The organism is Ralstonia sp. ASV6 (assembly GCF_016429285.1).
Lineage (GTDB): Bacteria > Pseudomonadota > Gammaproteobacteria > Burkholderiales > Burkholderiaceae > Ralstonia > Ralstonia flaminis.
The window spans coordinates 10,991-26,021 of sequence record NZ_JAELUI010000082.1 but is presented as its reverse complement, the minus strand read 5'-3'; the positions used below and the strand labels follow the sequence as shown (position 1 = coordinate 26,021).

The 15,031-nt window shown below is 59.0% G+C and carries 25 protein-coding genes and 1 pseudogene; 22 read left to right on the top strand and 4 right to left on the bottom strand.

Annotated features, from left to right (window positions below):
• From JHD73_RS16905 to JHD73_RS16875, 7 genes and pseudogenes are all read left to right on the top strand, one after another.
• Positions 1-235 (top strand): annotated as a pseudogene (locus tag JHD73_RS16905) (hypothetical protein); the annotation flags it as partial.
• Between the two features lie 110 nt (positions 236-345).
• A complete protein-coding gene (locus JHD73_RS16900) occupies positions 346-648 on the top strand; it encodes a hypothetical protein (RefSeq protein WP_199031427.1) in 303 nt (100 codons plus the stop codon).
• A 20-nt stretch (positions 649-668) separates the two neighbouring features.
• Positions 669-1,784 carry a phosphoadenosine phosphosulfate reductase family protein gene (locus JHD73_RS16895; protein ID WP_199031426.1) on the top strand — a complete coding sequence of 372 codons (1,116 nt, stop codon included), beginning with the start codon at positions 669-671 and terminating at the stop codon, positions 1,782-1,784.
• Positions 1,784-2,161, top strand: coding sequence for a hypothetical protein (locus JHD73_RS16890; protein ID WP_199031425.1), 378 nt, complete (start codon positions 1,784-1,786; stop codon positions 2,159-2,161). Before JHD73_RS16895 ends, JHD73_RS16890 begins: the two co-directional genes overlap by 1 nt.
• A 41-nt stretch (positions 2,162-2,202) precedes the next feature.
• Complete coding sequence (locus JHD73_RS16885) at positions 2,203-2,658, top strand: hypothetical protein (protein WP_199031424.1); 456 nt, start codon at positions 2,203-2,205, stop codon at positions 2,656-2,658.
• Position 2,659: 1 nt separating this feature from the next.
• On the top strand, positions 2,660-3,058 hold the full coding sequence (locus JHD73_RS16880; protein WP_199031423.1) for a hypothetical protein: 399 nt from the start codon (positions 2,660-2,662) through the stop codon (positions 3,056-3,058).
• A gap of 29 nt (positions 3,059-3,087) precedes the next feature.
• Positions 3,088-3,462 carry a hypothetical protein gene (locus JHD73_RS16875; protein WP_199031422.1) on the top strand — a complete coding sequence of 125 codons (375 nt, stop codon included), beginning with the start codon at positions 3,088-3,090 and terminating at the stop codon, positions 3,460-3,462.
• Between the two features lie 14 nt (positions 3,463-3,476).
• Here the strand turns inward: JHD73_RS16875 and JHD73_RS16870 are convergent, their stop codons facing one another.
• Together JHD73_RS16870 and JHD73_RS16865 are read right to left on the bottom strand one after the other, a co-directional pair.
• Complete coding sequence (locus JHD73_RS16870) at positions 3,477-4,850, bottom strand: type II toxin-antitoxin system HipA family toxin (RefSeq protein WP_199031421.1); 1,374 nt, start codon at positions 4,848-4,850, stop codon at positions 3,477-3,479.
• On the bottom strand, positions 4,837-5,154 hold the full coding sequence (locus JHD73_RS16865) for a helix-turn-helix transcriptional regulator (protein ID WP_199031420.1): 318 nt from the start codon (positions 5,152-5,154) through the stop codon (positions 4,837-4,839). Before JHD73_RS16865 ends, JHD73_RS16870 begins: the two co-directional genes overlap by 14 nt.
• Positions 5,155-5,452: 298 nt before the next feature.
• Between JHD73_RS16865 and JHD73_RS16860 the strand changes: the two genes are divergently transcribed.
• Positions 5,453-6,598: a hypothetical protein gene (locus tag JHD73_RS16860; RefSeq protein ID WP_199031419.1), complete on the top strand. Its 1,146-nt coding sequence runs from the start codon at positions 5,453-5,455 to the stop codon at positions 6,596-6,598.
• A 35-nt stretch (positions 6,599-6,633) separates the two neighbouring features.
• Here the strand turns inward: JHD73_RS16860 and JHD73_RS16855 are convergent, their stop codons facing one another.
• Positions 6,634-7,317 carry a hypothetical protein gene (locus JHD73_RS16855; RefSeq protein ID WP_199031418.1) on the bottom strand — a complete coding sequence of 228 codons (684 nt, stop codon included), beginning with the start codon at positions 7,315-7,317 and terminating at the stop codon, positions 6,634-6,636.
• Between the two features lie 357 nt (positions 7,318-7,674).
• On the opposite strand from JHD73_RS16855, the gene JHD73_RS16850 reads away from it, so the two are divergent.
• The 13 genes from JHD73_RS16850 to JHD73_RS16790 all read left to right on the top strand — a co-directional run bounded on the left by JHD73_RS16850 (position 7,675) and on the right by JHD73_RS16790 (position 13,810).
• On the top strand, positions 7,675-8,394 hold the full coding sequence (locus tag JHD73_RS16850) for a hypothetical protein (RefSeq protein ID WP_199031417.1): 720 nt from the start codon (positions 7,675-7,677) through the stop codon (positions 8,392-8,394).
• 148 nt (positions 8,395-8,542) lie between these two features.
• The gene (locus JHD73_RS16845) at positions 8,543-8,752 is read left to right on the top strand and encodes a hypothetical protein (protein WP_199031416.1); all 210 of its coding nucleotides are present in this window, start codon (positions 8,543-8,545) and stop codon (positions 8,750-8,752) included.
• Between the two features lie 87 nt (positions 8,753-8,839).
• Entirely contained in the window at positions 8,840-9,187 is a 348-nt protein-coding gene (locus tag JHD73_RS16840; RefSeq protein ID WP_199031415.1) for a hypothetical protein, read from the top strand.
• Positions 9,188-9,260: 73 nt separating this feature from the next.
• Positions 9,261-9,497 (top strand): hypothetical protein, encoded by a 237-nt coding sequence (locus tag JHD73_RS16835; protein WP_199031414.1) that lies wholly within the window; start codon positions 9,261-9,263, stop codon positions 9,495-9,497.
• Between the two features lie 47 nt (positions 9,498-9,544).
• On the top strand, positions 9,545-9,925 hold the full coding sequence (locus JHD73_RS16830; RefSeq protein ID WP_199031413.1) for a hypothetical protein: 381 nt from the start codon (positions 9,545-9,547) through the stop codon (positions 9,923-9,925).
• A 309-nt stretch (positions 9,926-10,234) separates the two neighbouring features.
• A complete protein-coding gene (locus JHD73_RS16825) occupies positions 10,235-10,462 on the top strand; it encodes a hypothetical protein (protein WP_199031412.1) in 228 nt (75 codons plus the stop codon).
• Positions 10,463-10,475: 13 nt separating this feature from the next.
• Positions 10,476-10,793: a hypothetical protein gene (locus JHD73_RS16820; RefSeq protein ID WP_199031411.1), complete on the top strand. Its 318-nt coding sequence runs from the start codon at positions 10,476-10,478 to the stop codon at positions 10,791-10,793.
• A gap of 15 nt (positions 10,794-10,808) precedes the next feature.
• Positions 10,809-11,198 carry a hypothetical protein gene (locus tag JHD73_RS16815; protein WP_199031410.1) on the top strand — a complete coding sequence of 130 codons (390 nt, stop codon included), beginning with the start codon at positions 10,809-10,811 and terminating at the stop codon, positions 11,196-11,198.
• A 16-nt stretch (positions 11,199-11,214) separates the two neighbouring features.
• Entirely contained in the window at positions 11,215-11,607 is a 393-nt protein-coding gene (locus JHD73_RS16810; RefSeq protein ID WP_199031409.1) for a hypothetical protein, read from the top strand.
• A 21-nt stretch (positions 11,608-11,628) separates the two neighbouring features.
• Positions 11,629-12,000, top strand: coding sequence for a hypothetical protein (locus JHD73_RS16805; RefSeq protein WP_199031408.1), 372 nt, complete (start codon positions 11,629-11,631; stop codon positions 11,998-12,000).
• 50 nt (positions 12,001-12,050) lie between these two features.
• A complete protein-coding gene (locus JHD73_RS16800; RefSeq protein ID WP_199031407.1) occupies positions 12,051-12,260 on the top strand; it encodes a hypothetical protein in 210 nt (69 codons plus the stop codon).
• A gap of 854 nt (positions 12,261-13,114) precedes the next feature.
• Complete coding sequence (locus JHD73_RS16795) at positions 13,115-13,300, top strand: hypothetical protein (protein ID WP_199031406.1); 186 nt, start codon at positions 13,115-13,117, stop codon at positions 13,298-13,300.
• 18 nt (positions 13,301-13,318) lie between these two features.
• Positions 13,319-13,810: a hypothetical protein gene (locus tag JHD73_RS16790; protein ID WP_199031405.1), complete on the top strand. Its 492-nt coding sequence runs from the start codon at positions 13,319-13,321 to the stop codon at positions 13,808-13,810.
• A gap of 337 nt (positions 13,811-14,147) precedes the next feature.
• On the opposite strand, the gene JHD73_RS16785 is transcribed toward JHD73_RS16790, so the two are convergent.
• Positions 14,148-14,375, bottom strand: a complete 228-nt coding sequence (locus tag JHD73_RS16785; protein WP_199031404.1) for a hypothetical protein — start codon at positions 14,373-14,375, stop codon at positions 14,148-14,150.
• Positions 14,376-14,650: 275 nt separating this feature from the next.
• Between JHD73_RS16785 and JHD73_RS16780 the strand changes: the two genes are divergently transcribed.
• A complete protein-coding gene (locus JHD73_RS16780; protein WP_199031403.1) occupies positions 14,651-14,923 on the top strand; it encodes a hypothetical protein in 273 nt (90 codons plus the stop codon).
• The last annotated feature ends 108 nt before the right edge of the window (positions 14,924-15,031 follow it).

Below are 15,031 nucleotides of genomic sequence, written 5' to 3'. Positions count from 1 at the left end.
TGAAGAGCTCTTCGAACATCTACGCCGCAAGCGGATGTTCGGCTTGCTCGTGCAAGTCGCAACCCCCGTTCGTCGTTTCGAAGGCGATGATGACAGCTGCTTCACCAGCTGGGGTTACTACAGCACCGCTTGGATGTACGGCGAGGACCTGCTGTCCCTACTGCCGAAGATCGAAGCTTGGGTTGACCAGCGGACGGCCGAGGACCGTGAATCGTCGAAGCGCAAGGGCGTGTGATTGCGTGCAGCGTGGATGTCATCCATTTCCACGTAGTATCGGTAGATTGACATGGTGCACAAGTGCACCTATGATGATTGCTCAATGTGCGGGCGCTAATGAGGGCAATCATGCAACTGACCATCAAAGCAGTGAAAGCAGCAATCGAGCAACACAACACCATCTTCTTTGACGGAATGCTGAATCCCGTGTCGCCCAAAGAAGCGCAGTGGTATTGCGAGTTTGAGAAGGAAGGTGATCTGCTCGTTGATGGCGCGCTCGTTGAGTACGTCGGGCTCGGCACAAAAGCGGTGTTTGAGGAAGGCGCGTTTGTCGAACGTCCGAGCCATCGAGTTGCTCCGGAGTTCGCGGAGAGCGACCGCGAGCCTAAAGGCTTGATCCTGATTCTTCAGAATCAGTGCAACGCTGTCTGACAAGCAGGAATCCGAACAAGATGAGTGAAACACCGGTTCACTGGGGTCTCGCCAGTCGTGGCAAGCCAAATGAAGTCGCGGTGACGCCAGAGATTGAGCAGCTCCTCGCTGCCAATTGTGTCGTGGCGGTTGGCGTTTCAGGCGGGAAAGATTCGGATGCGTGTGCGATCGCGACGGATCGCTACCTGAATCAGATCGGGCATGCCGGCCCGCGGGTTCTGGTTCACGCTGACCTAGGCCGGGTGGAGTGGCGGGATTCCTTGCCGAACTGCGAGCGCCTTGCGCAGCGGTTGGGCTGGGAGCTCATTGTCGTCAAGCGTAAAGCGGGGGACATGTTGTCCCGCTGGCAAGGGCGCTGGGAGAACAACGTCGCGCGGTACGCAAGCCTTTCCTGCGTCAAGCTCATCCTGCCGTGGAGCACTCCGTCGATGCGTTTTTGCACGTCGGAGTTGAAGGTCGACCAGATCACGGCCGCGCTCAAGAAGCGATTCAGCGGACGGGACATCATCAACGTGTCCGGTATTCGCCGGCAGGAGAGTCCAGCACGCGCCAAGATGGCTGTCGCGGCGCCTCTCGCGAAACTGCAGCGCCGTGGCAATGCTGGTGTGGCCTGGAACGCCATTATCGAGTGGCCCTTGGAGGATGTGCTGTTTGCCATTCGCGCAGCGGGTCTCGAACTTCACGAGGCTTACCTCAAATACGGTGTGAGCAGAGTGAGTTGCGCGTTCTGCATCATGTCAGCCATGCAAGACCTGCGAGCAGCTGCTGGCTGCGAAGACAACCACGATCTCTACTGCATGATGGTGGAATTGGAAGCCGATTCCACCTTTGCCTTCCAGGGCAACAACTGGCTCGCAGATGTGGCGCCGCACCTGCTCTCGACGGAGTTGCTTCAACGCGTGACGCGCGCGAAGGCCGCCGCAGTCGAGCGCCAGATGATCGAAAGTGAGCTGCCGAAGCACCTGCTTTACGAAGCAGGATGGCCGACTGCCATGCCGACGGCGCAGGAGGCAGAGCTCATCGCGAAGGTTCGTCGCCGCGTATCCAGCTTGGTGGGGATCGAAGCGGGATTTTTGACGGCCGATGACGTACTGGGCCGCTACGGTGATTTGATGAGGATGAAGGAGGCTGCCTGATGCTCACGATGGCATTGCTTGTGGGGCATCCCACGATGAACCTCGACGACATCGACCCGTCAAAGTCGCAGGCATACTCTCCAAATCTGTACGCCTGGATGAAGAAGCGCGCGCACTTTTTTCGGGATGGGGGACATGCCGAACACATCTATCGTGTGCGTGCGAATTCGTCATTTGCGGATTGCTTTGGCGCTGGCACGCTGATACGTGTTGAGGGGTTCTGGGATCGCTACCTGAAAGTGGGGCGCTGCGCGATCGATCCAGAGCACCAAGAGCATTTTCTTGGCGGAGATCGCTACCTTCACAATGGGAGTTCGCAGATATGTCTGTGGTGTGGAGAACATCAGTTGGCGGGTGGCGCAGCCATGTCAGGTTGACGCGCCTATAGTGAGTTTCCTAAATCATTTGCGATAAGTACATGGCTTCTGAACTGATCGGTGGTTTTCTGGTTGAGATGCGCGACGACGCGACTCAAGTTGAGGTGGAAGGCGCGGCACACGCAATGGCGCTGCTGCGCCCTGTTCTTGAGGTGAGTGCGAGTACCACATCGGACAATCGTGAAATCGCTCACGCAATTGTCGTAGCGCAGGCCAAGAGCATGTTGCGAGAGGATTTCCTTCCGCTATCCGGACGCGGTATCGCAATTTTGGGAGAGGACACCTCTCTCGGCAATTGCGAGTCATCGGACAAGTGGATGCTGGTGGTGTTGCGCTCAGCGCTCTATGAAGATCATGCCGTCCGAATTCAGGATGCGATCGGACGGATTCGCGGCGTGCTCGGCGTGTATCTGCAGAAGGCTGCTGCCGACCATGCTGATGCGGTGTCCAGCCACGCCGCGCAGATCCGAGAAGCAATCCATCGGATGCTGGTATAGCATGACCACCGCGAGCTGGAGTTCGTTCTGCAGCCGTCTGTCGGCCACCATGGCGGGACTTGAGGCTGCTTTGCGTACAGAGCTTCCTAGTGCTGATCGCGCCGATGTGCTGAAGCTTGTCGCCGGAATTATGGTCGTGCACGAGGCCGCGGCCGACGCCTTGCCTGACGTGCAAGGGTTGAATCGCGTGTTACGCCAGCACCTGGGCAACGGTTTCTCCTGGTTCGCTTGCGTTCAGTTTCTCTCTGGAGCCAGGGCCCGCGATACCTTCGCGCGCCATCGCTTGCGCTTGGCGTCGCTCATCGATCCTGTGCTCATCGCGTTTGCTGATCATGCCCTCCCTCGCATGGGGCAGATGCTGCGGTGCATGTCCGGCGCGGTGTCGGCCGGGCGGCCGTAAGCGGCTTCCTTACTGGAGACAATACGGCCATGCCGTGCTACACCGAGACCATCAAGCCTCCAAGCCAGGAGGAATACGAGACCTGGAAGCGCGTCGGCTATATCGGGAGCTGGGAAGAGTATTGCGCGGCCAAGGAGGGAAGCGTTGGCCAGCGTATGTTCTTGTGTGGGGACTTCGGTCCACACTGCGCCGACTGCGCTGCAGTTGGCAGTTTCCTTTGCGACTATCCCGTTGGCGATGGCAAGACGTGCGACCGCTCGATGTGTGGCGAGCACGCACATGAGATCGGACCGGAATTGCACTACTGCGCGCCGCATTACAAGATGTGGCAGGACTTCAAGGACAAAGGCGGTGTCGATGAAGCCTTGCGCAATGTGATCGCGTTCAAACACGAAAAGTCCTGAGCTACGCCGGAGCTTCACGGCTCCGAAGAGGCTGGCTCCTGGTTCGTTGATTCTGGCTTGGTGCCTGGCTGCGCAGTGTGGCGCCAGGCGCTGAGCGTCTGCTCGACAATGGCGATCTCTCGATCGCTCAGTCGCGCCTGGCGGTAGTACTCGTGTCGTCGCGCGACGACTTCCTTGACCCTCGTGAGGATCTCCCGCGCGGCAGCGGGCCGGATGTGCATCCGTGCTGCGCCTGCGAGCGCGTTTTCGAAGCTGCTTTCGCGCCCGGACGGGCCAATGTGCAGCATGTGCTTGCTCGACCCTTCCTGGGTGACGACGTCAAACAAGGGCGAGAGTCGCAGACCACCTGCACCGCGGCCGCCGGTTTCCAGCAAAAAGCCGGTGTTCTTGAGGTGGTCGTCAGTGTTGTGCACACAGACATTCAGCACCATGCGCCCATACAGCTCCTGCAGGTCATGTGCCGGGCTTGGCGAGACGCGGCGGATGATGTCCGCCACCCGTGCATAGGAGAATGTGGCGGCGCCAATCGGTTGATCCATGAGCCGCTTATCGAAGTCCGGGGCCGGGCTTACCAGTGACGCGGCGCTGATGTAGTGCTTGCGCAGCAACGCGCCATTGACGACCTCCCGATCAAAGCGCCGGACGAGCAGCACCGCACCTTGCTCGACTTCGAGCAAACGCGTCTCCGGGACGTGCATGCCAAGATCGCGCGCCATGGCAAGGTTGGCCCATTCCACACGCTGCCTGTCATAGGAGTCTTTTTCCCGGGGGAATTTGGCGATCCACAGACCATTGTCCGAATCGCGCACGATCGCCTTGGGCCGCGCGCCGCCGATATCCCAGGAGCTCGACAGCATGTCGCGCCAGGCGTCGTCCAACGGACCGCCGGCATCGATGGTCGCAAGCGCTGTTTCCAGGGTGAGAATATTGTCCAGGCTCACGACGTCATCGAGCGGGGGGAGCGCATCGGCAGTACGCGTGCCTTCCGGCAGCTGAGTCGGTGCGAAGAACAAGCTCCCGACGGCGAGCCCGCGGCCGCGCACAAACACCGTGCGCTCCGAAGGCATGACGCCATCATTGTCGGCGCGAAGAACCGTACGGCCCCAGGCATCCGGGGCGGAGTCGAACAACACACCCAGCACGTGGTAACGGCTAGTTGTGCGGTAGATCTGCTCTCGTAGTGGCAGATTCAGAGGATCGAGTGGCTGCGCGTCGGCGCGCGCCAGATACGTCGGTGCATACCTGAACTCGGCGAGGACGTTCATGGGCGCGTCACCGGCGCTGTCATCGAGGTCCAGGGTGCCCACCCACACCAGCTCTCCGCCCATATCCGTGTAGACGAAAAGCGGCGACTCTACCGACTTGTTTGCGCGCTTAGACCCTGCCATGTGCATTTCCTCGTTTTGGTAGGCGTTGGCGCTCCAAGCGCTTGCCCATCTCGTCGGTGTCCGGATCGGCCAAGCCGAATACCTGTTGCTCGAACCCATAGGTGAGCAGGGCTTCGATCAGCAGGCCAGTGGCGACGCCAGGCTGGCCTTCTTCGAGTCGGCTCCACGTGTTTCGCGAGACTCCCGCGCGCTGTGACGCAAGCGTCTCGGACTCGCCGCGGCGCAGCCGGGCCGTCTTGATGGCCGCGCCGATCGTGCGCAAGGCTTCCTCGGTCTGGAAGGAGAAGGGTGTGGAGAGCTTCATGCCCTATAAATAAAGCACAACGAAATTCATTGCTTCATTTATAGGGCAAAACATCGGTTTGGACAACCTCAAGTGTTCCAAGTGACGTCAGCTTGACGCATCGGCGACGCACTGGACGCCGTCCGAGCAGGTGGCGTCGATTTGCGGCGCGGGAGAGAGGAAAAATATAAGGAATTTTGCGATTGTGAGACGTCTTTGCGAATTTTGGCCGTGATTTGATCCGAAAAATTGGATCTCATACACTCGCATCGAAAAGTCCGTGCCACATTCGAAAGACACTTTCGCAAGGATCCCCGTCATGAACCCGCAATCGCCCACTTCGCTGCTGAGCCGGGAAGACATACTCAATGCCTTGTCGGCGCTCGGGGAGGATCCAGTGGCGAGCCGGGTCGACCAGGTGCGGGAGCTCGTCGACGCTGCAACGCTGCCTATGGGAGAGCCTGACGAAGTGATCCGCGCCGCGGTGGATACCGCACGGCAGAAGTTGGACCAGCGCATGGCGGCTACCGACGGCGGCGCTCCGGAGCGCCGGCTCGCCGCCATCCTTGCCAGAGTCGGCCAAGGCTATACGGCAACGCAATTGGGAGGCAATCTTGCACTGGGCCTGCCAAACGGGCGTGGCGGGATTTCGTTTGCCCAGATGGGGAGAGAGCGAGGCCTCGACAAGATCGAGCAATTGAGGGCAACAGGGATCGAGGCGCGCCTATCCCAGACGGGCTCCCCGGGAAAATTCGTCGTGGTGTTCTCTCCCGAGAGCTTGAAGAGCGCGGTCGAGGAGGATTTCTCTGCCCACCATGTGGCTTGGTGCGATGCCCTTGTCATCGCACAGCGGTCAGGGTTGGTGGCGCCGCTGGAATACCGCGAAACGCGGGACTGGGGAGGTACCGGGTATTGGGACGAGGAGATCCGCGCGATCGAGCGCACGCTCAGCCTAGGCCTCTACAGAGAGACTGGAGGCGATGTTCAGACGCACAGGCCGATTTGGCGCTATGCGCTTGAACATGCGCGCATACAAGCCTGGTCAGACCCTCAGGAGCGGACGTACTGGGGACGGGCGTTGGATGCCTTTGATCGGGCGTTTGGCGGGGTGGATGCCAATCCGAAGGCGCCTGGTCACCATTGGACAGAAGCGGATAGCGATGCGGCGGCCGCGCAGAGCTGGAATCTGTTCGAGACGTATGGTGACAAACGCGAGCTCCGGCTGCAGTGCGTTGACGAGGATTGCGAGTTCCCCAACGACGAGGCGGCGGCCCAGCATGTGAAGGACATGGCCGAAAACGGCGATCCCGTGGCAATTCGAGCGATTCGGGCGCTTATCGCAACGTGCAGCGAGGACGTTGTTCGATTCGATCTCCATATGCCTGGGGCGGCTGCGCATCTGCAGCCAGAGAAGTTCAGGGGTGAGGTCCGGGAAGATGTGCCATCGCACTCGCTGGATCTGTGACAGCGTGGCGTGAGCCTGGAGGCCACCCCTTGGGGCTAGCCCTCCTCGTCAGTGGGATAGTCGAGGCGACGTTCCTCCGTGATCGCTTGATCCAACGCTTTGAGCGCGTCATGTTGCTCCACCAACAGGCGGCTGGCCGCGGTGCTCGCCTCATCGGGGTGCCGAATGACATGATCCCAACATCCGGCGATCGCCTTGTAGAGTCCATTATCGACCGGACGGGGCCCCAGATAGCCCGCCAGACGGTCTGATTTTGCCGGATCCAGCAGCACCGCGCTTGGACTGTTGGTCGGGAACACGAGCAGCTGAAGCGCGAAGGGATCCGGGCTGCTGTACAGCAGAAAGCGCCAGTCAGGATGGCGAGCGCCATCGGCCGTCAGCGGCTCGATGCTGACGTTCACATCGCCGTCGGAGGACAACACGTCGTACAGGGTGATGACGTCGTCCGGCGAGTCGGATGCGAGCAGTACGTAGGACCCCGCCGCCCAAGCGGTGGGAGGCTTGTTTGGGTCTTTGCTTCGATGGAAGTGGATTTCCAGAGTTTTCATCAACTGGACATGGGCTTCTCTTTCCAGCGGCACCTCTTCGTTCAGGAATTTGGTTAGGTCACTCGCGTGCATGTTGTTGCGATGCGCGACGATGGCCAAGGGCAAAGGCCAGCAGGCCAACAGCGTTTTCGTCAAGTCGGCGCTGGCAAACGGAAACGCATCCCTTTTCATGGCAGCGGATCTCCCAAGACTTCCTTACGTATGCCCCTGAGCAACCTAGACGGCGCAAGGGGTGTCGTCCATTGCGGAGCGCACAAGGCGCGGGCAAACGGCAGCAATCATAGGTGGGGGTCGCCGAGGCCGTCAACAGACCGAAAGTGGTCATGTTTTTGGGCGGCTTCGCCGTTCGAGCCATGTCCATGGCGATGTCCATGCACTGTGCTCGTCCATACCCCTCAACTTATCTGTACGGCTGAATTGCTGCAGCGCGGCTACCTGACGGGAGATTGGCATGTCCATGGGTGCTTGACACGGTGCACATGTGCACCATAGGATGCGGACAAGTGCCTACACCAAAAGAGGATCCTGATGCTCGCCCAGATGCTCGATTTCAAGTCGTTGGATCGGCTGCAAATCAACAACGCCGCCACGATCCGTGACCTGGTGATCGACCGGCAGGTCTATGGCATCCGTGCCCCCGAGCTGCCCTTTCTGTTCCACCAAAGGGTGCTACCGGATGGCCGCATTGAGGCCCGTACGCCTGCTGGGACGGCGGTCCACGTGGACGTAGTGGACGTCTGTGATGTGATTCAGGGCCAACCGATGCTGGTTCGCGCCATGACCAAGCGCAGCTTCCTCGATCGGCTGAGCTTGCCTTTGGAAGAGCGTGGCAAGCCGCCGGGCGACGAGTGTTTTCATCCGGCCTATGTCATGTGGGTCAGCAAAGATCGGTGGGGGCACGTCGACGCACGGGTGTGGTTTGTCGATGAGGCCCTGAACGCCGACGCATTCAACTCGCCGTATTTCATCGCGCCGTTGCATCAGGGCGATCGTGCTGCGGTCCAGGCCGCGGCACGACGTACACGGATGCCGGTGCAGTGCGTACGCTTCTCCGGTGGGGTGTCAGCGGACCAGGGCGTCCGCGCAGCAGGGGACCTCGCGCGCGCTGTGGTGGCGGGTTTTATGCGGTCGTCGCTAAAGGGTGCCGTGGAAGCCGCAAAGACGCTGTCGATGTGCGGCGCGGCGCCGATCAAGCGCGCCGAGTTGAACCGGCTGATCGGTGGGCCTGTATCCAACGAAGCTGTGTGATGCAGGATTGCTTTTTACAGCAGCACCATCTGAGGGCGGCTAAAACCATCGTGGGATTGCAGTTTCCAGCCAAACTGCCGATAAGGGACTGGCGGACTTTCAACCGCTCCCTCGACTCGCGGTATTGACATGGTGCACATGTGCACCTATGATGGCGTTTATCAACCGCCGAAATGACAAAAAAGAGGGAGTGCTTCGCCATGGCGTTAACCGCGGACGGATCGAAGTGACTCGAAGCAAGACGGACGAAGAGTACATGCAACTCATCGACGAGCGGTGGCATGAATGGGTGCCTCAAGCCAAGGCAGTGCTTGCGTCGGCTGTTGTTAGCAAGTTGGCCGACGAGCCTGCACGCTGAACGCCTTGGAGAAGGTTACGTTGTAAAGAACCGGCCGCTGATTTGGACCGCTCCTGCCGGTAGCAGGGCCCTCTTGGAGAATTCGAAGTGAAAAAGACCGCTCTACACGCCATTTTCGTTCTAACTGCAACCGTTGGCCATGTACAAGCGTCAACAACGGCCGCGCCGGAGATGCTTTCGATCGAGTATGTCAGCGAAGGCAATACGACGGTTGCGCTCCCTACGTTCAAGAACGCAGATGGGTCGATTTGTAAGAGCTATCTCGCCAGCGCGGGGCCGCAGAACGACCGGTTCGTGGACACGTCGGTCAAGCAGATCTGCGGTCCCGCAAATGAAGAAGGCACCGCGCCGGCAAATTTGCTGGCCATGAAGAACTATTCGGCCAATGGCCTGGTGATTCAGCTGCCGACGGTGAAGGTCGATGTGAAACAGTGATGCCTTTGATCGTTGCTGCCGATCAAGGCCGCACCAAATCGAGGGCAGATGGTCGTGTAACTTGGAATTTCAGATGCGAGACATTCTTGTGATGGTCAAGCCTCTTGCCGTGGCGCTGTTGCTTGCCCTGTTCGGGATGGCCGTCTGGCAGTGGGGCGAGCCCCCTATCGAGCTAACCTACGGCTGCTTCGGCGGGCCAAGTGGGCTAGATGTTTACTTCCGTGAATTCCAGTTACATTCCAAGGCGACTGCAGTGGGCTCTGGCACGCTGCTGGCCGCTGCGCTCGCATTGACGCAAATCCGCTTCTAAATAGCCGATGACAATTTGCCGGCCGCGCCGGCATAAGGAGCAACAGAGTGAAAGGGAACCTCAGGGCCGTTTTTGCTGCGCTCGCGCTATTCGGGGGCTCACAGGCAAGTGCAGGCGTCACCGATGTACTGACCGATATTGGTCGAGCCGCGCAACGTGTCTCTGGCTCGGATCGTGCACCGACTTTGGTGCTCGCTCCAGGTATCCGCCTCAACGTAGGCGATCGCATCGTGCGGGTCTACGGGTACGATAAGTGCCCCCGCGACTGGTCGGGAAATCCGCGCGAGGAAGGCTGTGTCGTGCTCGACAAGAAAGTGGTGTCGGTCATGTTTGAAGACCGGACCAAAGAGCAGTGGACGGTCAAGACGGATGGCGATCGCACCTACCTGATCCGGCCCAACGGCGTTCCCGTATCGCAAGCTCAATGACGACTGGGAAAAGCGCTCATGCGATTCATCGACCAGATTGACGCTGACAGGGAGGCGACTCGATGGCTGGAAGCGAAGGCGAAAGCCTTGGGCGCAGACCGCATCGAGAGTCAATGTCACGAATACAGTGGGCGAACATCAAGCGCCTGGAAAGGCAACGATCTGTTGGCTGTCACCGTAGTTCTTCGGGACGCAATAAACTGGTCGGTTCTCACGTGCCACGAAGTAGCGAGTGTTTCGGCCTTGGTATGAACATCCCACTCGACACAGCGAAGGCCATCTAATCAAGGTTTAAGAATGGAAAGAACCATGAATTTCGAACGGCTGGACAAAATTGCGCGTGAAGCGTGGGAAGGCGACTACAAGCACGTCGGAGTGTTGTCGCCCGGGGAGCGTCTGTATGTGGCCCTTGCTTCGGGGCGCATGCGCGAGCTGGCGCCAAGCGATTCCATTGCCTACGCAGTTGATCGCGTTGGCCCTGAAGCGATGGCGCATATGCTGGAAGTGTGGCGCGCTACTACCCAGCCCAAGAACTAGACGAAGAAGGATCGTGAGTACACAAGAAAAGCCCCGCTACAAGGATCCGCAGAAGCAACGCTTCTACGTGTCGCTGCTTGCGCTTGCAGCTGATCCAAAGAGCGAGCTGTATCACGATAGCCGCCCGCATCGCGGAGCCGGGCATAGGGCGGCGTTCTGGGATGGATATGCGGGCCTACGGCGAACTGCCAACGTGGCGCCTGGCACCTTGGGTGCGGTGGCCTACGCCGCTGGCAAGCGGTTCGCAAAGACCAACCCTGGCATCGCCAAAGAGGAAGCCGTGTGGACGCCGGGCGTCACGAGGCAGGGCGAGCCGACAAAGGCAGTCTGAGGCGAAGGACCACCGATGAAACTACCCGAATGGCTGATGGATCTGGTCGTCGCCGCACACCAGAAGGCGTCCGGCGATCCGAATAATGCCGAGCCCGCGAGAAGCCTTGCGGCGTACTTACACCACTGTGGTGAAAAGGGTGATTCTTTCCACGGCGAACTGGGCAAGATACCCAGCGATCTTGACGCTATCAAGATGGCCTGCGGCGTAGTTGGAACGGAGTTCGTTCAGCGTGACGAAGCTTCGTGCGCAGGGTTCCTGTCTAGCTACCTCTTCATCAATCCAAGGCCGAGCCTTTCGATGGTCGCGACCCACACATCGTTCGAGACGGATCCATTGGACACCGTGCTGTGCCAAGCCGACGAGTACCTTGAATTTATCGATGGTGAGCTTGCTTCCTACTAGTCCGGACAGACCAATCATGGCCACAAAAATCCCCAACACGGCACAAACGCATCAGCGTGTGGAAGGCCTCTTGTTCGAGGCCCGCACTGCATGGGGCACTGTCAAGGCTCTGGGTATTCCATTCGAACATGTCGACCGTCTCTGGGCGGTTCACGTTGCGATCGGCGATCAAAGTCTCTGGCCAAGGTGGGTTGTATCGGATGTCGAAACCGGAACAAGCGTACCCGGCGTTGCCGAAGCCAGTCCCGAACTCGCTCGGTCGTCGGCAATCGCGAAGCTCGACGCTCTCGGGCCTCAAAAGCTAAAGGAAGCGGTCAAGAAGTTCGTTGCTGGTGGAAAGTCGCGGCCCAAGCAGAAAAGCGGCAGGCCTCGGCCAGCAGCACTGGCGCCCGCGCTCCATCAGCTCTAGTTCAGGAAAGGCGAGGTAGATATGAAAAGAATCATTTTCTTACTTGCAGTATTGTCGGTGATTGCGGTCGCAGTTGCCTTCGTGGTGTTCGTCGTTCCGGTGTTGCCAGCCGGTGTTCAGATTGCTTGCGCTGTCACGGGGATTTTCTGCGCGGTACAGTTGCTGCGCCCAGTAAGCCGGGCCCAGAAAGCGTACCTAGTGCATCTTGCCGAAGGCGATCCGGAAATGCAGCGGATTGTTGATGAGCTGGTGGCCACGAAATGGCTGACGTGGACAAAGTACGACGCGGCGAAGAGTTTCCTCACACGGCGCAAGGACCGTTTGGAAACAGAGGCGATGTTGGCTAGGTCTGCCGCTCGCAGAGTCGTCAGCTCCGCCCAGCGGAAGTCATAAAGGCGCATAGCGCCCCGCATAGAGGCCGGCAGCCTCACTCCAGAACAGGTATGTACGATCACAAGACCTTTGAAGGTGGCATTCAAGCGCGCACCATTGCGGGTGGCGCGGTGCAGCACCCTGTGGTCGTGATGCTCGATGGTGTCGCGACAGAATTGACGCTCGCGGATGGATCAACGTTGCGCGATGGCTTGACAGCCGCTGGCGTCTTCGCCGAGGCAGCCGACCGTGGCCAACGCAAGGGGGAAACGGATGCGTAACGGAGTAACTCGAAAATGGTTTTCTAAGTTAGCAGCGGAAGTTGGGTTCCCGGCATGGCCGGCTCTATCGCTGGCACTTGGCATGTGCCTCTTCTCTGCTTTTGGCTACAGCTACGTCCTTCCGGACGTTGCGATGATTGATGGGCCAGCCGGAGCCATTACAGGGTTAATGCGTGCGCTGTGCCGGCTCGGTGCCGGTGTGGCTGTCCCAGCTGCTGTGATCTCCGGTTGGATCGTCACCCGTCGTAAGGCCGTGCAATAGACGGGAACAATGGAGGCAGTCATGATCTCTGCAGTTTTGGCGATCTGGCTCCTGCCGATGGTAAGTGTGGTGATGTTGTTCTTAAAAGGCCGGACGATGTTTGCGGCAATCTACGGTGTAGCTCTGAATTGATCGGTCTGCCGGTTTTCTTTCTGATGGCAGCGGCTTTTTCTGTTGCGAGGGACCGCAGAACCAAGCAGCCGTGACGTACCAGGAAAGTAGGAAGAACAAAGTGCAATTGGGATGGAAGCGGATATCGGGGTTAGCGGCGGCTGCGCTTATCGTGTTCTGCGTAGCAATAAAAGTGGCTCACAACGCGGGATCGGACGCTGGTTCGCTCGCGAAGTCCCGCTTGGAGTTGGTATGGCCGTCACTGCTGTCGATGCCAGAAGGCGATCGTGCACTGATTGTTGGATTGGCGATGAGTTGCCGCCTGGAGCAACGTCCTGCGGAACCGGGCGAGGTTGTCGCTTGCTTACGTGAGGCAGCTGCAGATCCGCATGCATTTTTGCCAAAGGGCGTAGACCAGGATTCTGCACGAGCCAGGCTCGAAAAGCTGCTGCCCCGGCAGATCTAGGCGAGGACGAATCTGATGACCTCGAAGGAACGTGTGAAAGCGAAGCACCCAGAGGCGATCGTGGAGAAAGAGGCCGGCACGTTTGCAGGCGGCAAGATCCGCTATTGCGTGAAGTTGCAACCCAACGCAAGAAAGGTGGTTGGGTATGGGCAACGCGAATCGTGGGCGTGGGCGGCTGCTTGCCGCTCCCTCGGACTCTGAAGAAGACTCCGAAAATCCATGATGCACTCTACCCATCTTGAGGGGCAGGCTGCCCCGATGTACCAGTTTCCACAGAACGTTTTCTACTATCCGGAAGGCGAGCGGATCGAGTCTGTAACCGCAGAAGAAGGCGTCGCCGCTTATATCCGGGCGCATTTCAGTAGCGCAGGTCCCGTAAGGCAGATGGACGCTATCGACAGCACCGGTTTCGCGCACGCCGTATCGTTCACCGCGACCGACGGTGTTGAGCATGGTATCTACCTGGACCGTAGAGGCGACAAGTGGGTGGTGGCCGCAGTCTCGCGGCTCGTACCACCCGAGAGTTTGACCCCTAACTGCCAGATTGACGTGATGGCGGGCGAAGAAGGAACCATTAGTGCCGAGAAATGGGGTGACCATGCAGTTGCCTGGCTTGCTGTTGACGTGGTGCACATGTGCACATATCATGCGTCTGACGCTGACTGTTCTATAGGAATGCCGACCAGCAACTGGTGGGCTCAAAGGCGATGACTATCAACTCTCAACAGATCCAAGGCGATCCTCCAGAGCACCCGATCGAAGGATGCGAGTCCTTTTCGATCGTGCAAGAGAACGCTTTTTGCACGATGGGACCACACCGCGGCTCTTCTGAGTGGCAGGCGTTCCTGTTGCGCGACGCTATCGTTCTTTCCGGTGAAACGCAGTCAGGCAAGAGCTGGGGCGCGGATCCAGTTACCAAGTGACCACAGATAAATCAATGAACCGAACGTGGACAGTCGTGCGCTTTCCGAATGGATCGTGGAGCTATGGTGGCAGACCGGACTCTCCAGACTACGAACTGTGCGAGATCTTCCAGATTGACGCAACGTCACCTGAGCAGGCAGTCAAGAAAGCCCAGGCCAAACGCAGCCGCGCGAACCGGAAGGCTGCGGCCGAAGCAAAGCGAGAAGCCATCGCAATTCGTTACTGAAGCCAAGCCGGGCGCAGCAGTGACAATCAACTCTAATGGCACGGAAATAGCCCCTTGGCATCGAACATGAACATCGCCTTCACTCCTGGCCTGCCCGAAGATCTTGGCCGGATATTCGATTTTCACCGGTGCAGTCGTGTATGCCTTTGCATCCGCGACTTACCTCGGCCCAGTTCTGGCTGCCGTACTCGGCATGTTTGTCATTTCCGGGGGTGCAGTGCTTGCGGGCTCCGGAGGGCCAGGTACCTCGGCGGCGGCGACAGGGATGGTAATCACGGGGATGTTCCTCATCCTGATTGCGGTAGCTGGCACACTCACCCATGCCTTTCCAGTAAGCCCGTGAGCCGATCGCAGCAGGGAAACAGACTGCCGGTCTCGCCGGCTTATGAGAGGGTTCGGACATGATTGACGCAGACAAGTATCCGCAGCTCGCCAAGATGGAGGAGGTCCACGGTCACTCTCAGGCCATTGGCGAATTCATCGATTGGCTCAACGAGAACGGTTTGACGATCTGTTCGTCGGAAGAGCGTATTCGCGGCGTCGAGTTTTATCCGGTGATGGAAACGACTGAACAGTTGCTTGCCAGACATTTCGGGGTAGACCTCGGAGCGGCCGAACGTGAACGGCGTGAGGTGCTGGCCGAGTTTCAGGCTTCGCAACAGAAGGCGGCCTGAGCTGAAACATTTGATGTTAAAACATACTGTACTGCTGGCGTCGACCATCTTGCTGAGCGCTTGTTCTTCCGTTCCGATTGCGACTAGCACGCCGGCACAGAACCGGCT